At 64.2% G+C, this 22,127-nt stretch carries 23 protein-coding genes; 16 read left to right on the top strand and 7 right to left on the bottom strand.

Annotated features, from left to right (window positions below; genetic code table 11):
- Positions 1–13: 13 nt before the first annotated feature.
- The gene (locus tag BRA1253DRAFT_RS09080) at positions 14–493 is read right to left on the bottom strand and encodes an Lrp/AsnC family transcriptional regulator (RefSeq protein ID WP_007593271.1); all 480 of its coding nucleotides are present in this window, start codon (positions 491–493) and stop codon (positions 14–16) included.
- A 134-nt stretch (positions 494–627) separates the two neighbouring features.
- Here BRA1253DRAFT_RS09080 and ald point away from each other — a divergent pair, with 134 nt between their 5' ends.
- The 3 genes from ald to BRA1253DRAFT_RS09065 all read left to right on the top strand — a co-directional run bounded on the left by ald (position 628) and on the right by BRA1253DRAFT_RS09065 (position 3,344).
- Positions 628–1,743, top strand: coding sequence for an alanine dehydrogenase (gene ald / locus BRA1253DRAFT_RS09075; RefSeq protein ID WP_007593269.1), 1,116 nt, complete (start codon positions 628–630; stop codon positions 1,741–1,743).
- A 175-nt stretch (positions 1,744–1,918) separates the two neighbouring features.
- Complete coding sequence (locus tag BRA1253DRAFT_RS09070; protein ID WP_007593267.1) at positions 1,919–2,137, top strand: hypothetical protein; 219 nt, start codon at positions 1,919–1,921, stop codon at positions 2,135–2,137.
- Between the two features lie 148 nt (positions 2,138–2,285).
- Positions 2,286–3,344 carry a YeiH family protein gene (locus BRA1253DRAFT_RS09065; protein ID WP_007593265.1) on the top strand — a complete coding sequence of 353 codons (1,059 nt, stop codon included), beginning with the start codon at positions 2,286–2,288 and terminating at the stop codon, positions 3,342–3,344.
- A gap of 138 nt (positions 3,345–3,482) precedes the next feature.
- Here the strand turns inward: BRA1253DRAFT_RS09065 and BRA1253DRAFT_RS09060 are convergent, their stop codons facing one another.
- The 5 genes from BRA1253DRAFT_RS09060 to BRA1253DRAFT_RS09040 all read right to left on the bottom strand — a co-directional run bounded on the left by BRA1253DRAFT_RS09060 (position 3,483) and on the right by BRA1253DRAFT_RS09040 (position 8,113).
- The gene (locus tag BRA1253DRAFT_RS09060; RefSeq protein ID WP_007593264.1) at positions 3,483–4,355 is read right to left on the bottom strand and encodes an ABC transporter ATP-binding protein; all 873 of its coding nucleotides are present in this window, start codon (positions 4,353–4,355) and stop codon (positions 3,483–3,485) included.
- The gene (locus BRA1253DRAFT_RS09055) at positions 4,352–5,260 is read right to left on the bottom strand and encodes an ABC transporter permease (RefSeq protein ID WP_088940900.1); all 909 of its coding nucleotides are present in this window, start codon (positions 5,258–5,260) and stop codon (positions 4,352–4,354) included. The genes BRA1253DRAFT_RS09060 and BRA1253DRAFT_RS09055 overlap by 4 nt, the downstream gene beginning before the upstream one ends.
- Complete coding sequence (locus BRA1253DRAFT_RS09050; protein ID WP_007593262.1) at positions 5,257–6,678, bottom strand: ABC transporter substrate-binding protein; 1,422 nt, start codon at positions 6,676–6,678, stop codon at positions 5,257–5,259. Before BRA1253DRAFT_RS09050 ends, BRA1253DRAFT_RS09055 begins: the two co-directional genes overlap by 4 nt.
- A 165-nt stretch (positions 6,679–6,843) precedes the next feature.
- Positions 6,844–7,620, bottom strand: coding sequence for a Crp/Fnr family transcriptional regulator (locus BRA1253DRAFT_RS09045; protein ID WP_007593261.1), 777 nt, complete (start codon positions 7,618–7,620; stop codon positions 6,844–6,846).
- A 196-nt stretch (positions 7,621–7,816) separates the two neighbouring features.
- A complete protein-coding gene (locus tag BRA1253DRAFT_RS09040) occupies positions 7,817–8,113 on the bottom strand; it encodes a gamma-butyrobetaine hydroxylase-like domain-containing protein (RefSeq protein WP_007593255.1) in 297 nt (98 codons plus the stop codon).
- A 208-nt stretch (positions 8,114–8,321) separates the two neighbouring features.
- On the opposite strand from BRA1253DRAFT_RS09040, the gene BRA1253DRAFT_RS09035 reads away from it, so the two are divergent.
- From BRA1253DRAFT_RS09035 to BRA1253DRAFT_RS09015, 5 genes are all read left to right on the top strand, one after another.
- Complete coding sequence (locus BRA1253DRAFT_RS09035; RefSeq protein ID WP_007593254.1) at positions 8,322–9,095, top strand: ferredoxin--NADP reductase; 774 nt, start codon at positions 8,322–8,324, stop codon at positions 9,093–9,095.
- Positions 9,096–9,199: 104 nt separating this feature from the next.
- Positions 9,200–10,942, top strand: a complete 1,743-nt coding sequence (locus BRA1253DRAFT_RS09030; RefSeq protein WP_007593253.1) for a fumarate reductase/succinate dehydrogenase flavoprotein subunit — start codon at positions 9,200–9,202, stop codon at positions 10,940–10,942.
- 26 nt (positions 10,943–10,968) lie between these two features.
- A complete protein-coding gene (locus tag BRA1253DRAFT_RS09025) occupies positions 10,969–11,202 on the top strand; it encodes a ferredoxin family protein (protein WP_007593252.1) in 234 nt (77 codons plus the stop codon).
- Between the two features lie 2 nt (positions 11,203–11,204).
- On the top strand, positions 11,205–12,182 hold the full coding sequence (locus tag BRA1253DRAFT_RS09020; RefSeq protein ID WP_007593251.1) for a HEAT repeat domain-containing protein: 978 nt from the start codon (positions 11,205–11,207) through the stop codon (positions 12,180–12,182).
- A 111-nt stretch (positions 12,183–12,293) separates the two neighbouring features.
- Positions 12,294–13,466: a fumarylacetoacetate hydrolase family protein gene (locus tag BRA1253DRAFT_RS09015; RefSeq protein WP_007593250.1), complete on the top strand. Its 1,173-nt coding sequence runs from the start codon at positions 12,294–12,296 to the stop codon at positions 13,464–13,466.
- A gap of 59 nt (positions 13,467–13,525) precedes the next feature.
- Here the strand turns inward: BRA1253DRAFT_RS09015 and BRA1253DRAFT_RS43450 are convergent, their stop codons facing one another.
- Positions 13,526–13,693 (bottom strand): hypothetical protein, encoded by a 168-nt coding sequence (locus BRA1253DRAFT_RS43450; RefSeq protein ID WP_157158567.1) that lies wholly within the window; start codon positions 13,691–13,693, stop codon positions 13,526–13,528.
- A gap of 161 nt (positions 13,694–13,854) precedes the next feature.
- Between BRA1253DRAFT_RS43450 and ytfQ the strand changes: the two genes are divergently transcribed.
- The 8 genes from ytfQ to BRA1253DRAFT_RS08975 all read left to right on the top strand — a co-directional run bounded on the left by ytfQ (position 13,855) and on the right by BRA1253DRAFT_RS08975 (position 22,108).
- The gene (ytfQ, locus tag BRA1253DRAFT_RS09010) at positions 13,855–14,820 is read left to right on the top strand and encodes a galactofuranose ABC transporter, galactofuranose-binding protein YtfQ (protein WP_007593249.1); all 966 of its coding nucleotides are present in this window, start codon (positions 13,855–13,857) and stop codon (positions 14,818–14,820) included.
- Between the two features lie 121 nt (positions 14,821–14,941).
- On the top strand, positions 14,942–16,486 hold the full coding sequence (locus BRA1253DRAFT_RS09005; protein WP_007593248.1) for a sugar ABC transporter ATP-binding protein: 1,545 nt from the start codon (positions 14,942–14,944) through the stop codon (positions 16,484–16,486).
- Positions 16,483–17,475, top strand: coding sequence for an ABC transporter permease (locus BRA1253DRAFT_RS09000; RefSeq protein ID WP_007593247.1), 993 nt, complete (start codon positions 16,483–16,485; stop codon positions 17,473–17,475). The genes BRA1253DRAFT_RS09005 and BRA1253DRAFT_RS09000 overlap by 4 nt, the downstream gene beginning before the upstream one ends.
- Positions 17,472–18,452, top strand: a complete 981-nt coding sequence (yjfF, locus tag BRA1253DRAFT_RS08995) for a galactofuranose ABC transporter, permease protein YjfF (RefSeq protein ID WP_007593246.1) — start codon at positions 17,472–17,474, stop codon at positions 18,450–18,452. The genes BRA1253DRAFT_RS09000 and yjfF overlap by 4 nt, the downstream gene beginning before the upstream one ends.
- Entirely contained in the window at positions 18,449–19,228 is a 780-nt protein-coding gene (locus tag BRA1253DRAFT_RS08990) for a FadR/GntR family transcriptional regulator (protein WP_007593245.1), read from the top strand. The genes yjfF and BRA1253DRAFT_RS08990 overlap by 4 nt, the downstream gene beginning before the upstream one ends.
- Positions 19,225–20,151 carry a Gfo/Idh/MocA family protein gene (locus tag BRA1253DRAFT_RS08985; protein WP_007593244.1) on the top strand — a complete coding sequence of 309 codons (927 nt, stop codon included), beginning with the start codon at positions 19,225–19,227 and terminating at the stop codon, positions 20,149–20,151. Before BRA1253DRAFT_RS08990 ends, BRA1253DRAFT_RS08985 begins: the two co-directional genes overlap by 4 nt.
- Positions 20,152–20,153: 2 nt before the next feature.
- Positions 20,154–21,230: an aldose epimerase family protein gene (locus BRA1253DRAFT_RS08980; RefSeq protein ID WP_007593243.1), complete on the top strand. Its 1,077-nt coding sequence runs from the start codon at positions 20,154–20,156 to the stop codon at positions 21,228–21,230.
- The gene (locus tag BRA1253DRAFT_RS08975) at positions 21,230–22,108 is read left to right on the top strand and encodes an SMP-30/gluconolactonase/LRE family protein (protein WP_007593239.1); all 879 of its coding nucleotides are present in this window, start codon (positions 21,230–21,232) and stop codon (positions 22,106–22,108) included. Before BRA1253DRAFT_RS08980 ends, BRA1253DRAFT_RS08975 begins: the two co-directional genes overlap by 1 nt.
- The last annotated feature ends 19 nt before the right edge of the window (positions 22,109–22,127 follow it).

Raw genomic sequence — 22,127 nt, 5'->3', positions numbered from 1 at the left:
CGAGAGGTTGCGATCAGCGCTTCGCTTCGCCGAACACCACATTCGGCACGGCGCGGTTGACGACCTCGCGCAGCGCGAAGCTCGATTGTACCCGCGCGACGCGCGGCAGGCGCGACAGCTCCATGCGGTGGATGCGCTCAAAATCCTGGATGTCGCGGGCGAGCACGATCAGGATGTAGTCGTCGGTCCCCGACATCAGGAAGCAGCGCACGACGGACGGGCATTTCACCACTTCCGCCTCGAACGCCTTCAACGCCTCGTCGCTTTGGCTTTCCAACGCGATGCGGACCAGCACCGTGGTGGTAAGGCCGAACTGCGCGAGGTCGAGCGTGGCCTGATAGTCCTGGATATAGCCGTCGTCTTCCAGCGCCTTCTGGCGCCGCGCGAGCGCGGTGCTTGATAGCCCAACCTTGTTGGCGAGCTCGGTGTGGCTGGCCCGCGCATTGGTCGTGAGTTCCGCGAGGATTGCGAGATCTTTCCGGTCGAGGGCCAAAGTTTCGTTTCCAGCGTGAAAGGGCGTTTGCGCGCCGGAAACCGGCGCAGGGATGTCAAAGCTAGCGGATATTTGCACGAAACCAAACCGGGCAGGTCGCTACGATCATGAGGTGAATCAAAAGGAGGCCAGGGATGCGCGTCGGTGTGCCCAAGGAAATCAAAGTGCAGGAATATCGCGTCGGGCTCACCCCGGGCGCAGTCCGCGAATATGTCGCGGCCGGGCACGAGGTGACCGTCGAGAGCGGCGCGGGTGGCGGCATCGGCGCATCCGACGAAGTCTATAGGCGGGCAGGGGCCACCATTGCCGACAGCGCGCGCGACATCTTCGCGAAGTCCGACATGATCGTGAAGGTGAAGGAGCCCCAGAAAAGCGAGTGGGCCCAGCTCCGCGAAGGCCAGATCCTGTTTACTTACCTTCATCTTGCGCCGGATCCCGAACAGGCCAGGGGTTTGCTCGCCTCCGGCTGTACTGCGATAGCCTATGAAACCGTCACCGACGCGGCCGGTCACCTCCCCCTGCTTGCGCCGATGAGCGAAGTCGCCGGCCGCCTCACCATCGAGGCCGCCGGCGCCGCGCTCAAGCGTTCGGCCGGCGGCCGCGGGCTGCTGCTGGGCGGCGTTCCCGGCGTGCAGCCGGCGCGGGTCGTCGTGCTCGGCGGCGGCGTGGTGGGAACGCAAGCAGCGCGCATGGCCGCGGGCCTTGGCGCCGAGGTCACCGTGATCGACCGCTCCATTCTAAGGTTGCGGGAGCTTGATGACCTCTTTGCAGGGCGCGTGCGCACCCGCTTCTCCACCATCGAGTCAGTCGAGGAGGAGGTGTTCGCTGCCGACGTCGTGATCGGCGCGGTGCTGGTGCCGGGCGCGAGTGCGCCCAAGCTCGTCACGCGTGCGATGCTGGCATCGATGCGACCGGGCGGCGTGCTGGTCGACGTCGCGATCGATCAGGGCGGCTGCTTCGAGACCTCGCACCCGACCACGCATGCAGAACCAACTTATGTGGTCGACGGCATCGTGCATTATTGCGTCGCCAACATGCCCGGCGCAGTGCCGGTGACGTCGAGCCAGGCGCTGAACAACGCGACGCTACCGTTCGGCTTGATGCTCGCGGACAAGGGTTTTGCCGCGGTGCTGGAAAATCCACATCTGCGCAGCGGGCTGAATGTGCATCGCGGCCGCATCACCAACAAGGCGGTGGCGGAGAGCCTCGGGCTGGAATTTGCTCCGGTGGGGAGCGGGCTGGCGGCATAGAGCATGATCCGGAAAAGTGCGCAGCGGTTTTCCAGGCCGGAAGAAGAAAACTATTGTCCCGTGCCCGTCCTGCGGAAGGAGCTTCCCCGCCGGGAGGCAAAAAAGCCAATCGCTTCCATTGCTGTTTGGGGCCGAAACGACGACATTTCCATCAGAAATTGATGGATTGACTGCTATGGAACGCACCAGGTTTGAGCCTTTCGGCGAGCAATTGGTGTCCGCAACGGACACCCAACCGCGCTCGCGCGGGTCGAAGCTGCTGCTGCGGGTTGGTACCGGCCTGTTCTGGTCGCTGGTTGCCGGCATCGTGCTGGCGCGTGCGGCCTTCTTCGAGCCCGGCGTCTACGATGGCTTCAGCCGCGTCGCCTCGCTGGCCAAGAGCCTGATCTTCTAAGGCGCGCCTGATCTTCTAAAGGGCGCCTGACCTTCAGAGCCAGATTATTCCGGGCTGAGGATAGAACTTCCCTGAGCCCTGATATGTCGAAAACTTATTTCCCAATCGGATGGCGCTGCGTATAAATCCTTCTCCTTGGGAGAGATTTGTGTCGCAGAATCAAGCATCCAGCCCGGCCGACGCCAAGCCGACCACGGCCACTGGCCGCATCGTCGCGCTGATTCCCGGGATCCTCCTCTGCATCGCCGTGGCCGGCGTTTCGGCCCTGCTCGAACGGGCGGAATTGGGCGTCTTCGAACATCCCTATGTCGAGGCGCTGGTGATGGCGATCTTGCTCGGCATGGCCGTGCGCAGCTTCTGGAAGCCCGCGCCGCGCTGGCAGTCCGGCATCGCCTTCAGCGCCAAGCAACTGCTCGAAGTCGCCGTCATGCTGCTGGGGGCCTCGATCAGCTTTGCTGCTATCGCGGCGTCCGGGGTCGCGCTGTTGGCCTCGATCGCAGCGGTCGTCGTGATCGCGCTCTGCGTCTCCTTCGGCATCAGCCGCCTGCTTGGTCTCTCGACGCGGCTCTCGATCCTGATCGCCTGCGGCAACTCGATCTGCGGCAATTCGGCGATCGCCGCGGTGGCGCCGATCATCGGCGCCAACAATGACGAGATCGCATCCTCGATCTCCTTCACCGCGATTCTCGGCGTGATGATGGTGCTCGGCCTGCCGCTGCTGATTCCGCTGCTGCAGCTATCGGCCACGCAATACGGTATCCTCGCAGGCCTCACCGTCTATGCCGTGCCGCAGGTGCTGGCCGCGACGGTGCCGGCGGGACTCGTCTCGACGCAGATCGGCACGCTCGTCAAGCTGATGCGCGTGCTGATGCTCGGGCCGGTGGTCGTCGGCCTCTCGCTGACCGCCTCGCGCTGGCAGAGCGACGCCAAGAAGAGCAATGTCGGCTTTTTCCGCCTGGTCCCGTGGTTCATCCTCGGCTTCCTTGCGCTGGCGACCCTGCGATCCCTGGAGATCGTGCCGTCCACGGTGGTTGCCCCGATCACGCGGATCACGGGTTTTCTCACGGTGGTGTCGATGGCTGCACTTGGCCTGGGCGTCGACGTGAAGGTGCTTGCGAATGTCGGGGGCAGGGTGACGGCCGCTGTGACGCTGTCGCTGATGCTGCTGCTCGGCATCAGCATCGCGCTGGTGCACTGGTTCAAGTGAGCGGCGCGACACTGCCGTAGGGTGGGCAAAGGCGCGAAAGCGCCGTGCCCACCATTTCTCTCATGGAGAACGATGGTGGGCACGCTTCGCTTTGCCCACCCTACGAAACTGGCTTCCCGCAAGCGGGGCGAGGTAAGATCAAATCACGTCCGCGAGCGAATGCCCGTGCAGCTCGATGTTCAGCCCCTGCATGCCCATGTCGTTGAGCTCGCCGCCCATCGCTTTGATGCTCTCCTCGCGGATCAGCGACATCAGTCCGCGGCGCAATGCCAGGAATTCCGACGACATCATCATCGACTGCTGCCGCGGCCGCTCCAGCGGGATCGGAATCTCCGCCTTGATCGAGCCGGGGCGCGCGGTCATGCAGTAGACGCGGTCGGACAGGAAGATCGCCTCGTCGATGTCGTGGGTGACGAACAGCACCGAGATCTTCAGCCGCTGCCACATGTTGGTGAGGATCTGCTGCATGATGACGCGGGTCTGCGCATCGAGCGCGCCGAAGGGCTCGTCCAGCAACAGCACTTTGGGTCCTGTCGCGAGCGCGCGGACGATGCCGACGCGCTGTTTCATGCCACCTGAGAGTTTCTCGGGGTAATGCTTTTCGAAGGCTTCGAGGCCCGCGAGGCCCAGCAGCGTGCGCGCGGCGCGCTCGCGCTGCGAGCGCGGCATGCCGCGCATCTTCAGGCCGAACTCGACATTCTCTCGCACCGTCTTCCAGGGAAACAGCGAATATTGCTGGAACACCATGCCACGCTCGGCGCTCGGACCGTTCACCCTCTCGCCGTCGACGGTGACGATGCCCGTGGTCGGCTTGAGGAAGCCGGCGACCGCGTTAAGCAGCGTCGACTTTCCGCAGCCGGAGGGCCCGACGATCGAGACGAACTCGCCAGGCTTCACATGAATCTGCGTATCGGTGACGGCCTGTACCGGTCCTTCGATGCTGTCGTAGCTGAGGGAGAAATTCCTGACCTCGATATGCCCCTGCGGTGCCTTGACGACGATCTCACTCATCTTGACCTCCACGGCATCACCAATTGTCCGGCCCCCCGGATCAGCATGCTCGATCCGAGGCCGAGCACGCCGATCGCGATCATGCCGAGCGCGATGTCGGCATACTGGACCAGCGAATAGGCCTCCCAGGTGAAATAGCCGATGCCGTACTGCCCCGAGATCATCTCGGCGGCGATCAGCGACACCCAGGCCACCCCCATGCCGACGGTGAGGCCGGTGAAGATGTGCGGGAGCGAGGCCGGGAAATACACGTCGCGGAAGATCGAGCGTTCCCGCGCGCCGAGACATTGCGCGGCGCGCACCAGCACGGGGTCGACCAGCGACATGCCGTGCAGCGTGTTGACCAGGATCGGGAAGAACGAGCCGAGGAAGGTGATGTAGACGATGCTCTGCTCGTTGGTAGGCCACAGCATGATCGCCATCGGCACCCAGGCGATCGCCGGGATCGGCCGCAGCACCTCCGCCACGGGGAAGATAATCTCGTGGACCAGCTTGAAGCGGCCCATGATCAGGCCGAGCGGCACCGCGACGATGGCCGCGAGCGAGAAGCCGAAGAAGATGCGCCGGCAGCTCAAGAGAACGTGCAGCAGGAATTTCGGATCGTGGATCGCCTTGGTGAAGCTCGCATAGACCGCGAGTGGCGAGGGCACGTTGGTGAAGCGCACGAAGAACACGACGCGGTAGGTCGTCAGCAGGTGCCAGACCAGCAGGAAGGCGAGCAGCGAGATGATGCCGATCGCGGTCGCGCGCAGCCCGCCCCGGTTGAGCCGGTACCAGCGCAACGCGAGCGTGCCGAAGGAAGGCGGTGATGCGGGTGGAGTGGAGGCGGGCATGGCGCTTGCCTCCGCGATGGCACTTGCCGGCATGCTGTCCTCGGGATGTCTGAGGAGGGCGGGACTGCTCACGTCTTGCCCCCGCCGACCGCCGCCTTCACGGCCTCGTCGAAGCCGAGCACCTTGCCGCTGATCTTGGCGGCATAGGCTTCGGCGTCCTTCTTCAACAGGAACGGCACAACCTCGCCATTGCCGACCGCGAAGAAAGCCTGGTCGGCGAACAGCTTGATGCCGCGGGTGGTATCGAAGACGTAAGCGACGTTGATCTTCTTGCCCTTTGCCTTGTAGTCGGCATAGGCGGCGAGCGTGCAGCCGGTTGACGAGAAAGGCATGATGCCGGCTTCGTCGACCCAGACCTCGCCGGCTTTGCGCGGATCGGAGATCGGTTTCTTGCAGAAGGAATCTTCGCCGGAGATCTCGTAATTTCTGGTGCTGGCGAGCCGCGCGTCGTAGTCGAGCTTCATCTCGGAATAGGCTTTGCGGATGTAGCTGTCGTCGACCCATTTCTTCGGGTCGAACTCCTTCATCCGGCCGAGGTTCTGCAGCACCTTGACGTCGGCCGTCGCGGCGTCGATCAGCGCCGGCTTGATCGAGGGATCAGTGGTCATGTTGCCGCTGGGGCCGAGGAAGATGTAGACGACCTCCTTGTTGATGCCGGTCCATTCCTGGATTTTCTCGGCGGCGAGCTTGGGATCGTCGCGCAGCCACTGATTGGCGGCGATCAGCGCCTTGAAATATGCGACGACGACCTCGGGATATTTCTCGGCGAAATCGGTGCGGACCACGATGCCGTGGAAGGTCGGCAGATTAGTCTCGACGCCGTCAAAGATCTTTCGCGCGAAACCGCGGAACGGCAGCAACTCGGCGAACGGAACGAAGTCGGCATGCGCGTCGATCTTCTTCTCCTGGAGATTGGTCGAGCCGACCTCCGGGCTTTGGCTGACCAGCTGGAAGAAATCCGACGCGTAGCCGCGGTCCTGCATCGCCTTCAGCACCATGCCGTGCGCGGCGGAGCCGAACGGCACGCTCACGAGCTTCCCCTTGAGGTCTGCGAGATCGTAGTAGGGCGAATCCTTGTGAACGACGATGCCGTTGCCGGAGCCCGACAGGCTGTAGGCGGCGATGCCGATCAGTCGGCTCTTGCTCTCCGGATTGCTGTCGAAAGTGAAGCCGTTCACGATCAGCGGATAGTCGCCCATCATGCCGATCTGCAGCTTGTTCGCCATCATCGCATTGGTGACGGGCGGACCGGACGTGAAGTTCTGCCACTCCAGCTCGAACTTGATGTTGGCGTATTTGCCGTCCTTCGGCAGATATTTTTCGAGGAGATGGAGCTGGCGGATGACGACGCCGGCGGTCACCGTGTTGGTCGTGGTGTCCTGCGTTCCGATGCCGAGCGTAACGGTTTCCGCCGCGGCCGGCTGCGCGAGGAGAAGCGCCAGCGACGTCACCGACATCGCGATCGAGAGCGTGGGAAGATGGCGGACCATTCTCATCCTCATTCGGTTGGATGTGCTGTGGTTGCCATGATTGGGTGAGGGCGTGGGCAGGGCAAATCCGGAATGAGCGCCACAGTCGATTAGTTGCCGGGAAAAGTTGATTGCATAGTCCTTGGGCAGTCCTGCACTATAAAGCCGCTTGGGTGGGCACCGGCCCTAGTCCGACGCTTGCCCTCGCATCTCTTCCAGCACGTCGGGCCGGCAGACCACGATCTGGGAGCGCTTGGTCAGCACGATTCCCTTCTCCTGCATGCGCTTCAGGCTGATCGTGACCCATTGCCTGGTGGCGCCGACCATGTGGGCGATATCGGCATGGGTGAAGGCGGCCGCGATCACCCGGCCGTCGGCGTCATCGACGCCATAGAGGTCGACGAGATGCAGCAACAGATGCGCAAGGCGCTGTGTGATCGAGCGCGTTCCCAGCATCTGGGCCAGCGCCGAATAGCACTTGCCCTTGAAGGTCAGGCCTTCGATCAGGCCGATCGCGAGGTTCGGAATCTCGACCGCAAGCGATCGCAACTCCTTTCCGGGCAGATGCACCACGCTGCAATTGCTGGATGCAACGCCGGACCATTGATGCACGGTGCCTTCGAACACTTCCGGCCCGCCGACGAAATTGCCGACATGCCAATAGGCCAGCGTGATCTCGCGGCCGAGCGGCGAGGTGTAGAAGACCCGGATACGGCCGCTTTCGATCAGCCAGATACCGTCATGCTTGCCACCCTGGCTGAACAGCGTCTGGCCACGGTTGAGCACTTTTCGGCGGCCCTGCTTCAGCACCAGCTCCCGCTCGCGCTGGCTGAGCTTGTCCATCAACGGCGGCGGTCCGCCGATCCATTGCTGGTTCTCGGTGAGCAGCAGCGAGGAACCGCCGGCAGGCCGGACTGCCGGGGGACCGGCCCCCCGAACCGCATTCGCCGCCGCCTGCAACATTATCTGCCTCCGGAACGTTCAAACCGTTCTAAAGAGGAGCAATGTCCGTGCCAGATTCACTCCGCTGTCATCGCCCGGCTTGACCGGGCGATCCAGTATTCCAGAGACGTCAATGGGTTATCGAGAAGCCGCGGCGTACTGGATTCCCCGCCTTCGCGGGGAATGACAGCGGAGTTTGGAGGACGACCTGTTGCGTCTACCGTCCCGCCAGGCTCAGCAAATACGGCTTCGGGTAAATCCCCCGATTATGCCCATCCGAAAACGAGATGTTCAGCCCGTAACCGAGATCGCCGATTTCGGTGATCGCGATGCCCGGAAAACGCTCGGGGAAGCGGCCGTCGAAGCGGGCGCGGGTGCAGTGGGCGCATTTGCAGGAGAGGCGGAGCGTTTCCGCCGGCAAGTCCAGCGTGTCGTCCTGAGCGGTGCGAACGCGGAGCGTCGCGAGGTCGGCGCTTGCTTCGTAATCTGCCACGATCGGTGCCACCAAGGTCATGACGTGTCTCCGACCCTTCTCTACGTTGCCGCAGCGCTGCTGCGATAGCAACTAATTGCCAGGCTCAGGTGCGAGGCGCTGATCTTCGCTGCCTGCTGTTCGATCATCGCCCACGAAATGTGAAACTAATCGACCGGGAATTTCAGTTCGGCGTTGCCGGATTCCCGTCTCTCCGAAACCTTGTGCGCAATCGAGGTCAGGAGAGACAATGAGCGCATTTCAGAAGGAAACGGTCCTGTCGGTCAGGCACTGGACCGATAGCCTGTTCAGCTTCACCGCGACGCGCGATCCGGGCTTCCGCTTCCAGAACGGCCAGTTCGCGATGATCGGGCTGGAAGTCGAGGGCAAGCCGTTGCTGCGGGCCTACAGCATGGCGAGCGCCAATCACGAGGAGGCGCTCGAGTTCTTCTCGATCAAGGTGCAGGACGGTCCGCTGACCTCGCGCCTTCAGAAGATCAGGGAGGGAGACGTCATCCTGGTCGGCCGCAAGGCCACGGGCACGCTGATCACCGGCAACCTCCTTCCCGGCAAGCGCCTGTTGCTGCTCTCGACCGGCACGGGGCTCGCGCCGTTCGCCAGCCTGATCAAGGACCCCGACGTCTACGAGAATTACGAGACCATCGTGCTCGCCCATGGCTGCCGCCAGGTCTCCGAGCTCTCCTATGGCGAGCACCTGGTAGAAGGCCTGCGCGATCACGAGTTCTTCGGGCCGCTGATCCGGGACAAGCTCGTCTACTACCCGACCGTTACCCGCGAGCCGTTCAGGAATCGCGGCCGCATCTCCGACCTGATCGCGTCGAACCAGCTCTTCGACGACATCGGTCTATCAGGCCTCGATATCGAGACCGACCGCATCATGCTGTGCGGCAGCCCGGCGATGCTGGAGGAACTTCCCGCGATGTTGTCCGCACGCGACTTTGTCGAGGGCAATCACAGCCGGCCCGGTCATTTCGTGATCGAAAAGGCCTTTGTCGAGCGCTGAGGCGCAAATCGCAGCCCGGCGACAACTAATTGCTATCGCCGGGACGCCTGCTGAACAAATCTGATGCAAAGGCGCCGGACCTGCCGGCGAACCAGGAGCAAGCGATGTCACTAGATCAGATCGTCGATGGACTTTCGGAGGTTTCCTGCGACGTGCTGGTGATCGGCGGCGGCACGGCCGGCCCGATGGCGGCACTGAAGGCGAAGCTGAAGAATCCGAAGGCCAATGTCGTCCTGCTCGAAAAGGCCAACGTCAAGCGCTCCGGAGCGATCTCGATGGGCATGGACGGCTTGAACAACGCCGTCATTCCCGGATACGCAACGCCGGAGCAGTACACCAAGGAAATCACCATCGCCAATGACGGCATCGTCGATCAGAAGGCGGTCTACAAATACGCGCAGAACTGCTACTCGATCATCGAGGAACTCGACAGTTTCGGCATCCGCTTTCTGAAGAACGAGAACGGCGACTACGCCGTCAAGAAGGTGCACCACATCGGCACCTACGTGCTGCCGATGCCGAACGGCGAGACCGTGAAGAAGGCGCTGTATCGCCAGCTCCGTCGCGCCCGCATCCTGATCTCCAACCGCTACATGGCGACGCGGCTGCTCAAATCCGCCGACGGGCGCATTGCCGGCGCGATCAGCGTTAATACTCGTACCGCCGAGATGCTGGTGATCAAGGCCAAGGCCGTCATCCTGTGCATGGGCGCCGCCGGCCGGCTCGGTCTGCCGACCTCCGGCTACATGTTTGGTACCTACGAGAACGCAGCCAATTCCGGCGACGGCTATTCCATGGCCTATCATGCCGGTGCGGCTCTGGCGAACCTCGAATGCTATCAGATCAATCCGCTGATCAAGGACTATAACGGCCCGGCCTGCGCCTACGTCGCCGGTCCCTTCGGCGCCTTCACCGCCAACAACGAGGGATCGCGCTTCATCGAATGCGATTACTGGTCGGGTCAGATGATGCTGGAATTCTACAACGAGCTGCTGTCCGGCAAGGGCCCGGTGTTTCTCCAGCTCAAGCATCTTCACCCCGACACCATCTCGGAGATCGAATCGACGCTGCACAAGGTCGAGCGTCCCACACGCGGCCTGTTCCAGCAGGGGCGCGGGGTCGACTACCGCAGCGAGTCGATCGAGATGCATATCTCCGAGATCGGCTTCTGCTCCGGTCACAGTGCGTCGGGCGTGTTCGTCGACGACAACGCGCGCACCACCGTCCCGGGCCTCTATGCCGCCGGCGACATGGCCAGCGTGCCGCACAATTACATGCTCGGCGCCTTCACCAACGGTTCGGTCGCCGGCCTCGACGCGATGGAATTCGCTGACAATCACGACTTCGCGGAATTCGACGCGGCCGATGTCGCCAGCGAACGTGACCGCGTCATGGCGCCGACCAAACGCGAGGACGGCATTCCGCCGAACCAGATCGAGTACAAGACCCGGCGTCTCGTCAATGACTATCTCCAGCCGCCGAAAGTTACGCGCAAATACGAACTCGGCATGCGCCGGCTCGCCGAAGCGAGGGAAGACATGCAGGAGCGCATGATCGCGCGCAATGCGCACGAACTGCTCCGCGCGCTCGAAGTACAGTCGATCATGGACTGCGCGGACATGGCTGTGCATGCCTCGCTCTACCGCGAGGAAAGCCGCTGGGGTCTCTATCACTGGCGCACGGATTTCCCGGAGAAGGACAATGAGAACTGGTTCTGCCACACGCTGCTCAGCAAGCAGGACGGCAAGATGACCAGCGAGAAGCGTGCCGTGGAGCCCTATATCGTGCCGATCGCCGACGATGAGAAGGATCTCTACGACAAGCAGCGCATCCGCGCGACAGCCTGACCCGCCAAAGTAACAGGAGACATACGATGCCTCTCGCTTCCTATCAGACATCGGTTCCGGTGGTCGTCGACGACGCCAAATGCATCGCGGACAAGGGCTGCACGGTGTGCGTCGACGTCTGTCCGCTGGACGTGCTGCGTATCAGCGATATGACCAACAAGGCCTATATGGCCTATGACGAATGCTGGTACTGCATGCCCTGCGAGGCGGATTGCCCGACCGGCGCTGTCACCGTCAACATTCCCTATCTGCTGAGGTAGTCATGTCGAGCCCGTTCGAATCCTACGACGATCTCGAAGATGCCGACGAGCGGCTCCAGGCCGCCGATCCAGGGGAGCGCCGCGTCGCCATCATCGCGCTCGGCCATTCCGGCGATCCCGCAGCAGTCGGCCATCTCGCCAAAATGGTCGCCGATCCCGATGCCGGCGTCCGCCAGCAGGTCGCGATGGCGCTTGGCGAGTTCGACGGGCCGGAGGCTGCCAGCGCGCTGGTGAAGCTGCTGGTCGATCCTGAGAGAATCGTTGCGTCCGCCGCGGCCGACAGCATGGCCGAGTTCAAGGATCCTGCCTGCGCCGAAATCATCCTGCCGCTGGTCAAGCACGCCCACGCCTTCGTCCGCATGGGCGCGTTGCGCGCGCTGAAGGAGCTGCGCTGCAAGGATACGCTGAAGCCGGCGCTGGAAGCGCTCCAGGATTCCGACGCCGCCGTGCGGGTGCAAGCGATCGGCGTGATCGGGTTCCTCAAGCTGGAGGAATCAATCCCGGCGCTGACCGCGCTGATCAACGATCCCGACGCGCATGTGCGCCGTGCCGCCGTCAGCGCGCTCGCCTTCTCGCAGATGAAGCCCGCGGCTGAGATGATCACGCGCGCGTTGAAGGATTCGGACTGGATGGTGCGGGAGATGGCCGCAGAAACGCTGGGCCTCAACGTCAACGGCTCGATCGCCGCCGACCAGCTCATCGCTTCGCTCAGTGACGAGTTCTGGCAGGTGCGGCTGAAGGCAATCCGCAGCCTTGGCCGGATGAAGATCGAGCACGCGGTTCGCCCGATCGGCAATTGCGTCAACCATGAGCAGGCGAATTTGCGGAAGGAAGCCGCTGCTGCGCTCGGCGAAATCGCCCACCACGACGGCGAGGCGTTCCTTGCCGTCATCGCCAACGATCCAGATCCCGAGGTGCGCAAGAACGCGCGCTGGGCGCTTCAGCAGATCGCGGCCCGGAAAGCGCGCGCGGGGGCATAGGAGCGCGGCGGGCTGCCGCGCTGGACTTCCCGTCCCAGACGTTTATTGGTCTTCGCCAATGTGATCGGCCTCCGCGAGCGCGGCCGATCCGAAAAGAGCGAGGATACGCCCATGACGACATTGACGGTAAAGGACCTTCTTCCCGAGGACGGCACGCGGGGAACGCTTGTCGGCCGCGTCTGGCTGCCGCAGGCGAATGGCCCGGCCGTGGTCGCCGTGCGCGGCGATGGTGTGTTCGACGTCACCGCAACGTTCCCGACCGTCAGCACGCTCTGCGAGGAGGACGATCCGGCGAAGGCGCTTGCCACGACCAAGGGTGAGCGCATCGGCGATATCGAGGCCATCGTCCGCAACACGCCGCCCGATCAGCGCGATCCGAAAAAGCCGTGGCTGCTCGCGCCGGTCGATCTCCAGACGCTGAAGGCGGCCGGTGTGACCTTCGCCATCTCGATGCTGGAGCGCGTGATCGAGGAGCGGGCGAAAGGCAATCCGGCCTCGGCCGAAGCGATCCGGCAAGAGGTGACGCGGCTGATCGGCGACGATCTGTCGAAGCTCAAGCCGGGTTCGGACCAGGCGATGCACCTGAAGCAGGTGCTGATCGACCAGAACGCCTGGAGCCAGTATCTCGAGGTCGGCATTGGCCCCGATGCCGAGGTCTTCACCAAGGCGCCGACCTTGTCGTCGGTCGGCACCGGCATGGATGCGGGGCTGCATCCGAAATCGACCTGGAACAACCCCGAGCCGGAGCTGGTGCTGTTCGTCTCGAGCCGCGGCAAGATCGTCGGCGGCGCGCTCGGCAACGACGTCAATCTGCGCGACTTTGAGGGCCGTTCGGCGCTGTTGTTGTCGAAAGCCAAAGACAACAACGCGTCGTGTTCGATCGGTCCGCTGCTGCGCCTGTTCGACGACAGCTTTACCCTCGATGACGCCCGCAAGCTCGACATCAGCCTGAACGTGAAGGGGCAGGACGGTTTCGTCCTCGACGGCCATTCCTCGATCAGCATGATCAGCCGCGATCCGACCGATCTGGTCGAGCAGACCATCGGCAAGGTGCATCAATATCCTGATGGCTTCGTGCTATTCCTCGGGACCATGTTCGCACCGGTTAAGGATCGCGACGCGCCGGGGCAGGGGTTCACCCACAAGCGCGACGACATCGTCACGATCTCGGCGCCCCAGCTCGGCAAACTCGTCAACCGCATGCGGACCAGCGACGAGTGCGAGCCCTGGACCTTCGGCATCGGCGCGCTGATGAAGAATCTGGCGCAGCGGAAGCTGATCTAGCGGTCGGCATGTTGCCCGGCCGACAGCGGGCGATTGCACATCGAAATCAGAGAAGGTCGTCATGCCCGGGCTTGTTCCGGGCATCCACGTTCTTTGTCCCGCATGGCAAGAACGTGGATAGCCGCGACAAGCCCGCCCATGACGATGTGGCGCTGGCCAAGCTGCATCATTTCTTTCATCTTCCCGTTGCATCTGCGGAACAAAATCGCGCTGGGCGTGTCGTACAATGACTCTCCTGCCGAATGTCACCCCCGACCAAATAGTCAGATAATATGACTAGTCGGAACCAAGCTTCCGTGAAATAGTCCCTCCCGCCGCCTCAAAGGTCGGCCTGTGGGTGCGATGCTACCAATCGGCGCCCCGGATAACATTTTGGGAGATACGCCTGATGATCCTCAAAGCCCTCTTTGCGGCCAGCGCCACTGCCGCGTTGCTGCTCGCGCTGCCGGCGAATGCCGCCGAGCTCACCATCGGCTTCTCGCAGATCGGATCGGAATCCGGCTGGCGCGCGGCCGAGACCTCGGTCTCCAAGCAGGAAGCCACCAAGCGCAAGGTCAATCTCAAGATCGCCGACGCGCAGCAGAAGCAGGAGAACCAGATCAAGGCGATCCGCTCCTTCATCGCGCAGAATGTCGATGCGATCTTCCTCGCGCCCGTCGTCTCGACCGGCTGGGACTCGGTGCTGAAGGAAGCCAAGGAGGCCAAGATCCCGGTCGTGCTGCTCGACCGCGACATCGATCCCTCCGGCAAGGAGCTCTATCTCACCGCCGTGACCTCAGACAGCGTGCATGAAGGCGAGGTCGCCGGCGACTGGCTGGCCAAGACCGTCGGGGCCAAAGCCTGCAACATCGTCGAATTGCAGGGAACGGTCGGCGCGAGCGTCGCCGCCAACCGCAAGAAGGGTTTTGACACCGCCATCGCCAAACACGCGAACCTGAAGGTGGTGCGCAGCCAGACCGGCGACTTCACCCGCGCCAAGGGCAAGGAAGTGATGGAAAGCTTCATCAAGGCCGAAGGCGGCGGCAAGTCGATCTGCGCGGTCTACGCGCATAATGACGACATGATGGTCGGCGCGATCCAGGCGATGAAGGAAGCTGGCCTCAAGCCGGGCAAGGAGATCCTCACTGTCTCGATCGATGCGGTCCCCGACATCTTCAAGGCCATGGCCGCCGGCGAAGCCAATGCCACGGTCGAGCTGACGCCGAACATGGCGGGCCCCGCGCTCGATGCCATCGCGGCCTTCAAGGGCAAGGGCACGGTGCCGCCGAAATGGATCCAGACGGAGTCGAAGCTTTATACGGCCGCCGATGATCCGCAGAAGATCTACGACAGCAAGAAGGGCCTCGGTTACTGAGGCGAGGACGTCGCCGGACGGCCGTGTTTCGGCAGTCCGGCGATCCCGCTCGAAACCGCTGCGCGAACGAACAGGCTCCGTGTCCGCATCGTCGGCGGGCGCCGCTGGGAGTGAATTTGTGATGGAGAACAGCCCGCATTCCGCGGCTTCCCTGCTGGAGGCGCGCGGGATCAGCAAGAGTTTTGGTGCGGTACGCGCGTTGCAGCAAGTCGACTTCACGCTGCGCGCTGGCGAGATTCATGCGTTGCTTGGCGAGAACGGCGCCGGCAAGTCCACGTTGATCAAGGTGATCACCGGCGTGTTCCCGCGCGATGCTGGCATCGTCAGGCTCGGCGGCGAAGAGGTCGCGCCGCGCTCGGCCAAGGCGGCGCTTCAGGCCGGCATCGCCACCGTCTACCAGGAGGTCAATCTGCTGCCGAACCTCTCGGTGGCGCAGAACCTGTTCCTCGACCGGCAGCCGATGCGTTTCGGCATGGTGCGCGAAGGCGAGATGCGCCGCCGCGCCAAGGCGCTGCTCGCGGATTTCGGCCTCGACATCGACGTATCAGCGCCGCTTGGCAATTATTCGGTGGCGATCCAGCATGTCACCGCAATCGCGCGCGCTGTCGATCTCTCGGCGCGTGTGCTGATCCTGGACGAGCCGACCGCGAGCCTCGACCGCCATGAGGTCGAGATCCTCTTTCGCATCATGCGTCAGCTTGCCAAGCGCGGCATTGGCATCGTCTTCGTCAGCCATTTCCTCGACCAGGTCTACGAGATCTCCGATCGCATCACGGTTTTGCGAAATGGTCGCCTGGTCGGCGAGCGCGAGACCGCGTCGCTGTCGCGACTCGAGCTGATCCGGATGATGCTCGGCCGCGAGCTGGCCGAGACCACCAGCGCGCGGGCCGCGACGCGCGAGCATCAGGCCCGCGAAGTCTGCGCGAGCTTCGAGAGCTATGGCAAATCAGGCTATGTCGCGCCGTTCAATCTCGAGCTGCGCCATGGCGAGGTGGTCGGTCTCGCCGGCCTGCTCGGCTCGGGCCGGACCGAGACGGCGCGGCTGGTGTTCGGCGCCGAGCGCGCCGATCGCGGGCAGGCGAGGGTGGAAGGCGCGCCTGTCCGGCTTCACTCGCCGCGCGACGGCGTGCGCCACGGCTTTGGCTATTGCCCTGAGGAGCGCAAGACTGACGGCATCGTCGCCGAGCTCACCGTGCGCGAGAACATCGTGCTCGCGCTCCAGGCCAAGCGCGGTCTGCATCGGCCGCTGTCGCGACGCGAGCAGGACGAGATCGCAAGCCGTTACGTCAAGATGCTCGACATTCGCCCGCCCGATCCGGAGCGTCCCGTCGGCCTGCTGTCCGGCGGCAATCAGCAGAAGGTCCTGCTGGCACGGTGGCTTGCGACCTCCCCGCGGCTCCTCGTGCTGGACGAGCCGACCCGCGGCATCGACGTCGGCGCGCATGCCGAGATCATCCGCCTGATACGCGAGCTCTGCGACGACGGGCTTGCGCTGCTCGTGATTTCCTCCGAGCTCGACGAGATCGTGACCTATTCCGATCGCGTGGTGGTGCTGCGCGACCGCGCTCATGTCGAGGAACTCGCGGGCGAGGCGATCGACGTCGGCAACATTCTCGCGGCCATTGCCGCCGATAGCGTCGCCGTTGCGCTTGAGGCTCACACATGACAGCGCTGCTGCCGCGCCGCGGCCTTGCCCAGATCCTCGCATTGATCGTCATCCTCGCGGTCGATCGTGTGGTGTCGCCGCAATTCTTCGATCTGCGCCTCCAGGATGGACGTCTGTTCGGCAGCCTGATCGACGTGCTCAATCGCGGCACGCCGGTGGCGCTGCTCTCGCTCGGCATGGTCCTGGTGATCGCGACGCGCGGCATCGATCTGTCGGTCGGCGCGGTCATGGCGATCTCGGGCGCGATCGCGGCGAGCCTCGCCGACAACCACAGTCTGGCCGTGGTGCTGGCGGCTGCGCTCGGCGCGGGCCTGATCTGCGGATTGTGGAACGGATTTCTCGTCGCGGTGCTCGGCATGCAGCCGATCGTGGCGACCCTGATCCTGATGGTGGCGGGACGCGGCATCGCTCAGCTCATTACCGAAGGCCGCATCGTGACCTTCTCCTCGCCCGATTTGGTCTGGCTCGGCAACGGCTCCATCCTCGGCGTGCCGGTGCCAGTCGCGATTGCGCTTGGCATGTTGATGCTCACCGGCGCGGTGGTGCGAGGCTCGGCACTTGGGTTACTGATCGAAGCAACCGGCGGCAATGCGCGGGCGAGCGAGCTTGCCGGCGTCGGCACGCGCGCGATGATTTTGGCGGTCTATGTCTGGTGCGGCGTTTGCGCTGCGCTTGCCGGTGTCATCGCGGCGGCCGACATTATGGGCGCGGATGCCAACAATGCCGGCCTCTGGCTCGAGCTCGACGCCATCCTCGCGGTGGTGATCGGCGGCACCTCGCTGTTCGGCGGCCGCTTCAGTCTCGTGCTGGCCGTACTCGGCGCGCTGATCATCCAGACCATGAACACCGGCATTCTGCTGTCGGGCTATCCGCCGGAGTTCAATTTGCTGGTCAAGGCGATGGTGGTGCTCGCCGTGCTGCTGCTGCAATCGCCGAAGCTGTCCGGCTTTGCCGGAATCGTGACGCGGCTGCGGGGGACCAAGGCATGAAAGGCCTGCCGCCCGTCCTCATCACGGCGATCGTGCTCGTCGCGGGATTCGCGCTTTGCGCGATGCAGTTTCCCAACATCGCCTCCACCCGCGTTGTCGGCAATCTCCTGACCGACAACGCCTTCCTCGGCATCGTCGCGACGGGCATGACCTTCGTCATCATTTCCGGCGGCATCGATCTCTCGGTCGGCTCGGTGATCGGCTTCACCACGGTGTTCGTCGCGCTGGCGATCGAGCGCTGGGGAATGCCGCCCCTGGTCGCCTTCGTCGCCATCCTCGCGCTCTCGGCCGCCTTCGGAGCGGCGATGGGCGCGGTGATCCATGTCTTCGATTTGCCGCCTTTCATCGTGACGCTCGCCGGCATGTTCTTGGCCCGGGGTGCCAGCTTCCTGCTCTCGACGGAATCGGTGCCGATCACAGCACCGGTCTATTCCACTGTGTCGGACTTCGCACTGCGAGTACCCGGCGGTGGACGGCTGACGGCGGTCGCGATCATCATGCTTACGATCGTGATCGGCGGCGCATTGCTGCTGCAGCTCACCCGGTTCGGCGCCAATGTTTATGCGCTCGGCGGCAGCCGGGCGACCGCGAGCCTGATGGGTGTCGCCGTCGGCAGGATGACGGTGAAGATCTACATGCTGTCGAGCCTGCTCGCCGGCATCGCCGGCATCGTCTTCTCCTTCTACACCAGCGCCGGCTACTCGTTGTCCGCGGTTGGCGTCGAGCTCGACAGCATCGCGGCCGTCGTGATCGGCGGCACGCTGCTCACGGGCGGGCAGGGCTCGGTGATCGGCACCTTCCTCGGGGTGCTGATCCAGGGCATGATCCAGACCTACATTAATTTCGACGGGACGCTGTCGAGCTGGTGGACCAAGATCGCGACCGGGGTGCTGCTGTTCGCCTTCATCGCCTTGCAGCAGGGGTTGGTCGCGCTCGCGCGCCGGCCCGTGGCAAAGCGCGCGGGAGCAGTCTCATGACCACCTCGCGCATCCTTGTCATCCCGACGCGCCGGGCGCACTCCAATCACGCGGAGGTGGCCCGCTCGATCGGCGTCGACATCATTGCCGGCCGCTACGCGGAGGGAACGCGCCTGCCTGGCGATGCCGAAATGATCGCGATGTTCGGGGTGTCGCGACCGGTGCTGCGCGAGAGCGTGAAGACGCTGGTGGCCAAGGGCCTGCTCACAACCAAGGCGCGGGTCGGCACCGTCGTGCGCGAGCGCGTCGCCTGGAACATGTTCGACGCCGACGTGCTGGCCTGGCACCTGGATGCCGGGATCGACAAGCGCTTCCTCAATGACCTCGCCGAAATCCGCCTCGCGGTCGAGCCGCGCGCGGCCGCGCTGGCGGCGGCGCGGCGGTCGGAGCAGGATCTCTCCGAGCTCCGTCGCTGCATGGAGCGGATGCGGCTTGAAGCCTCCGACTCCGTTGGCTTCGCCGATGCCGACCTCGCGCTCCATGTCGGTGTGGCGCGCGCCTCCGGAAATCTGTTCATGCGCTCGATCGGGCACGTCATCGAGGCTGCGTTGCGCGCCTCATTCCTGCTCAGCGCACCGGTCGAACCGGAGGACCGCGACACTGTTCTGCTCTGGCATCAGAAGATCGTCGATGCCATCGCGGACGGTGATGCCACGACTGCGTCGGAGGCGATGGTCTACGTCATTCACAACGGCATGCGCCGCCACGAGGGTACAGTGATCGAGACTGTACCGGCCGAAGCGCTGCCGTCCGCGGAAGCTGGAGAAAGATCGTGACTGAACTTCGCATCGCCATCGTCGGATTCGGCAAGATCGCGCGGGACCAGCACGTCGGCGCCATCGCAGCGGTTCCCGGCGCGACGCTGGCGGCCGTCGCCAGCCGCAATGCCTCGTTGCCGGATCTGCCGCATTTCGCGACCATCGAGGAGCTGCTGGAAAAAGGCCCGCCGATCGACGCGGTGTCGCTCTGCACGCCGCCTCAAGTGCGCCGCGCCCAGGCCGTCGCAGCGCTCAGGGCCGGCAAGCATGTCATGCTGGAGAAGCCGCCCGGCGCCGGCGTTGCCGAGCTCGATCCGCTGATCGCGATGGCCGGTGAGGCCAAGCGAACGCTGTTTGCGACCTGGCATTCGCGCCATGCGCCGGCAGTCGAGCCGGCGCGCGAGTGGCTCGCCGCGCGCCGCATCCATTCCGTGCACATCAACTGGAAAGAGGACGTCCGCGTCTGGCATCCCGGGCAGGCGTGGATCTGGGAGCCGGGCGGGCTCGGGGTGTTCGATCCCGGCATCAATGCGCTGTCGATCCTGACCAGGATCCTGCCGAAACCTGTGTTCGTCACCGCGGCCGAGCTCGCCTTCCCTGCCAATTGCCAGGCGCCGATCGCCGCGAAGCTGACGCTGACCGACATCGACGGCCTGCCTGTGGCCGCCGAGTTTGATTTCCGCCAGACCGGGCCGCAGAGCTGGGATATCCTCGTCGAAACCGACCAGGGCCGGATGACGCTATCCCGCGGCGGCAGGATCATGGCGATCGACGGCAAGACCGTTGCCGAGGCGCCCGATGAGGAATATCGGGAGCTTTACCGGCGCTTCGTCGCGCTCGCCGCTACAGGCGCGAGCGACGTCGATTTGGCGCCGCTTCGTCTCGTCGCGGACGCCTTCCTGCTCGGCAGGCGCACGATCGTCGAACCGTTTGTGGATTGATCATGGCTGGATCGAAAACAGAAAGAGACGTCTTCGGAACGCTGCCGGACGGCCGCAAGGTGGACCGCATCGTGCTGCGCGGAGAGGGCGGGTTCGAGGCGCGCATCATCACCCATGGTGCAGTCTTGCAGGCCTTGAGCGCGCCGGACGCCAAGGGCGGCTACGACGACGTCGTGCTCGGCCATGACGCATTCGCCGGCTATCTCGCCGAGCGAAAGTTTTTCGGCGCCACCGTCGGCCGCTACGCCAATCGCATCGCCAACGGACAATTTTCGCTGGACGGCGAGACGGTGCAGCTTCCCGTCAACAACGGTCCGAATGCGCTGCATGGCGGCCTCGACGGCTTCGACCGCAAGCTCTGGGACATTGCGGAGATCGACGATGGCGCCAAGCCCGCAGTCACGCTGACCTACACGAGCCCGCATGGCGAGGAAAACTTTCCCGGTCGGCTCGATGTGCGCCTGACCTATCGCGTCACCGGCCCGGCCGAGCTATCCCTGACCATGGAGGCGCGGACCGACCGGCCGACCATCGTCAACCTGACCAACCACAGCTTCTTCAATCTGGAAGGCGCGACATCAGGCACGCCCATTCTCGATCACAAGCTGACGGTCGCCGCCGGGCATTTCCTCGCGATCGATCCCACCGCCATTCCGTTGCCGGAGCCGCCGCGCAGCGTTGCCGGCACGCCGTTCGACTTCCGCGAGCCGCGGGCCGTCGGCGAGCGCATCCGCGAGAGCGACCAGCAATTGCGCAACGGCAGGGGCTACGATCACACCTACAGTCTCGCGCGTGATGGCAAACTTGCGCTCGCGGCGCGGCTGGAGGGACCGCGCTCGGGGCGCATCATGGAGCTGCTCACCAATCAGCCCGGTCTGCAGGTCTATTCGGGTAATTATCTCGACGGCACGATCTCGGGCAAGGGCGGCAAGCTCTACCGGCAGTCCGACGCGATGTGCCTGGAGCCGCATATCTGGCCGGACGCACCGAACCGGCCGGATTTCCCGAGCCCGCGCCTAGCGCCGGGCGAGGTCTACCGCCATCACACGGTCTATCGCTTTGCGGTGAGGAGGTCATGATGGAACAGGTGCCCACCTCGGTTCTTTCGGACGATCCTTGCCATCTCGGCGAGGGGCCGACCTATGACGTGACCACGGACACGGCCTGGTGGTTCGATATCCGCGAGGGGCGACTGTTCGAGGCGCAGCTCGCCAGCAGCAGCATTCGCGTTCATGCGCTGGGCCGGATGGCGAGCGCACTTGGGCGGATCGACGCCGAACGGCAGTTGATCGTCGCGGAAGACGGGCTCTATGTCCGCAAAATCGCCGATGGCGCGATGACGCTGATCTGTCCGCTCGAAGCCGATAATCCCGCGACCCGTTCCAACGATGCCCGCGTGCATCCCTCCGGCACGTTCTGGATCGGCACCATGGGCCGCAAGGCGGAAGCAGGGGCAGGCGCGATCTACGCGTTCCATCACGGCGAGATCTCGATGCTGTTTCCGCGCGTCAGCATTCCCAACTCGATCTGCTTCTCGCCCGACGGCACCACCGGCTACTTCGCCGATACTGCGCGCGCGGTGCTCTACGCGGTGCCGCTCAATCCCACGACCGGCCTGCCGCGCGGCGAGCCGGAAGTGCTGCTGCGCCACACCGGCATCGGCGGTCTCGATGGTTCGGTGTGCGACGCCGACGGAAACATCTGGAACGCGTGCTGGGGCGCTGGCCGTATCGACGTCTACTCTCCGCAAGGCGAGCGGCTGCGCTCGATGAGCGTGCCGGCAAAGCAGGCGAGCTGCCCCGCTTTTGTAGGCCCTGATCTGTCGCGTCTCCTCGTCACCTCGGCCTGGCAGGACATGGATGCGGCGGCGCGTGCCGCCGATCCGCAAGCCGGCTACACCTTTCTGTTGGAGGCATCCGCGCGCGGTCGCGCGGAGCCTGACGTCAAGCTCGCATAGGAGGCTCGAAGCCGCACAC

The organism is Bradyrhizobium sp. WSM1253 (assembly GCF_000244935.1).
Classification (GTDB): Bacteria; Pseudomonadota; Alphaproteobacteria; order Rhizobiales; family Xanthobacteraceae; genus Bradyrhizobium; species Bradyrhizobium canariense.
Note: the sequence above shows the minus strand (reverse complement) of the source record. Positions and strands in the feature narration are given on the sequence as shown.

Excerpts from the sequence above, each read along its gene's own strand:
- ald (WP_007593269.1), top strand. The coding sequence starts at position 628 with ATGCGCGTCGGTGTGCCCAAGGAAATCAAAGTGCAGGAATATCGCGTC.
- BRA1253DRAFT_RS09070 (WP_007593267.1), top strand. The coding sequence starts at position 1,919 with ATGGAACGCACCAGGTTTGAGCCTTTCGGCGAGCAATTGGTGTCCGCA.
- BRA1253DRAFT_RS09060 (WP_007593264.1), bottom strand. The coding sequence starts at position 4,355 with ATGAGTGAGATCGTCGTCAAGGCACCGCAGGGGCATATCGAGGTCAGG.
- BRA1253DRAFT_RS09050 (WP_007593262.1), bottom strand. The coding sequence starts at position 6,678 with ATGGTCCGCCATCTTCCCACGCTCTCGATCGCGATGTCGGTGACGTCG.
- BRA1253DRAFT_RS09045 (WP_007593261.1), bottom strand. The coding sequence starts at position 7,620 with ATGTTGCAGGCGGCGGCGAATGCGGTTCGGGGGGCCGGTCCCCCGGCA.
- BRA1253DRAFT_RS09040 (WP_007593255.1), bottom strand. The coding sequence starts at position 8,113 with ATGACCTTGGTGGCACCGATCGTGGCAGATTACGAAGCAAGCGCCGAC.
- BRA1253DRAFT_RS09035 (WP_007593254.1), top strand. The coding sequence starts at position 8,322 with ATGAGCGCATTTCAGAAGGAAACGGTCCTGTCGGTCAGGCACTGGACC.
- BRA1253DRAFT_RS09030 (WP_007593253.1), top strand. The coding sequence starts at position 9,200 with ATGTCACTAGATCAGATCGTCGATGGACTTTCGGAGGTTTCCTGCGAC.
- BRA1253DRAFT_RS09025 (WP_007593252.1), top strand. The coding sequence starts at position 10,969 with ATGCCTCTCGCTTCCTATCAGACATCGGTTCCGGTGGTCGTCGACGAC.
- BRA1253DRAFT_RS09020 (WP_007593251.1), top strand. The coding sequence starts at position 11,205 with ATGTCGAGCCCGTTCGAATCCTACGACGATCTCGAAGATGCCGACGAG.
- BRA1253DRAFT_RS09015 (WP_007593250.1), top strand. The coding sequence starts at position 12,294 with ATGACGACATTGACGGTAAAGGACCTTCTTCCCGAGGACGGCACGCGG.
- ytfQ (WP_007593249.1), top strand. The coding sequence starts at position 13,855 with ATGATCCTCAAAGCCCTCTTTGCGGCCAGCGCCACTGCCGCGTTGCTG.
- BRA1253DRAFT_RS09005 (WP_007593248.1), top strand. The coding sequence starts at position 14,942 with ATGGAGAACAGCCCGCATTCCGCGGCTTCCCTGCTGGAGGCGCGCGGG.
- BRA1253DRAFT_RS09000 (WP_007593247.1), top strand. The coding sequence starts at position 16,483 with ATGACAGCGCTGCTGCCGCGCCGCGGCCTTGCCCAGATCCTCGCATTG.
- yjfF (WP_007593246.1), top strand. The coding sequence starts at position 17,472 with ATGAAAGGCCTGCCGCCCGTCCTCATCACGGCGATCGTGCTCGTCGCG.
- BRA1253DRAFT_RS08990 (WP_007593245.1), top strand. The coding sequence starts at position 18,449 with ATGACCACCTCGCGCATCCTTGTCATCCCGACGCGCCGGGCGCACTCC.
- BRA1253DRAFT_RS08980 (WP_007593243.1), top strand. The coding sequence starts at position 20,154 with ATGGCTGGATCGAAAACAGAAAGAGACGTCTTCGGAACGCTGCCGGAC.
- BRA1253DRAFT_RS08975 (WP_007593239.1), top strand. The coding sequence starts at position 21,230 with ATGGAACAGGTGCCCACCTCGGTTCTTTCGGACGATCCTTGCCATCTC.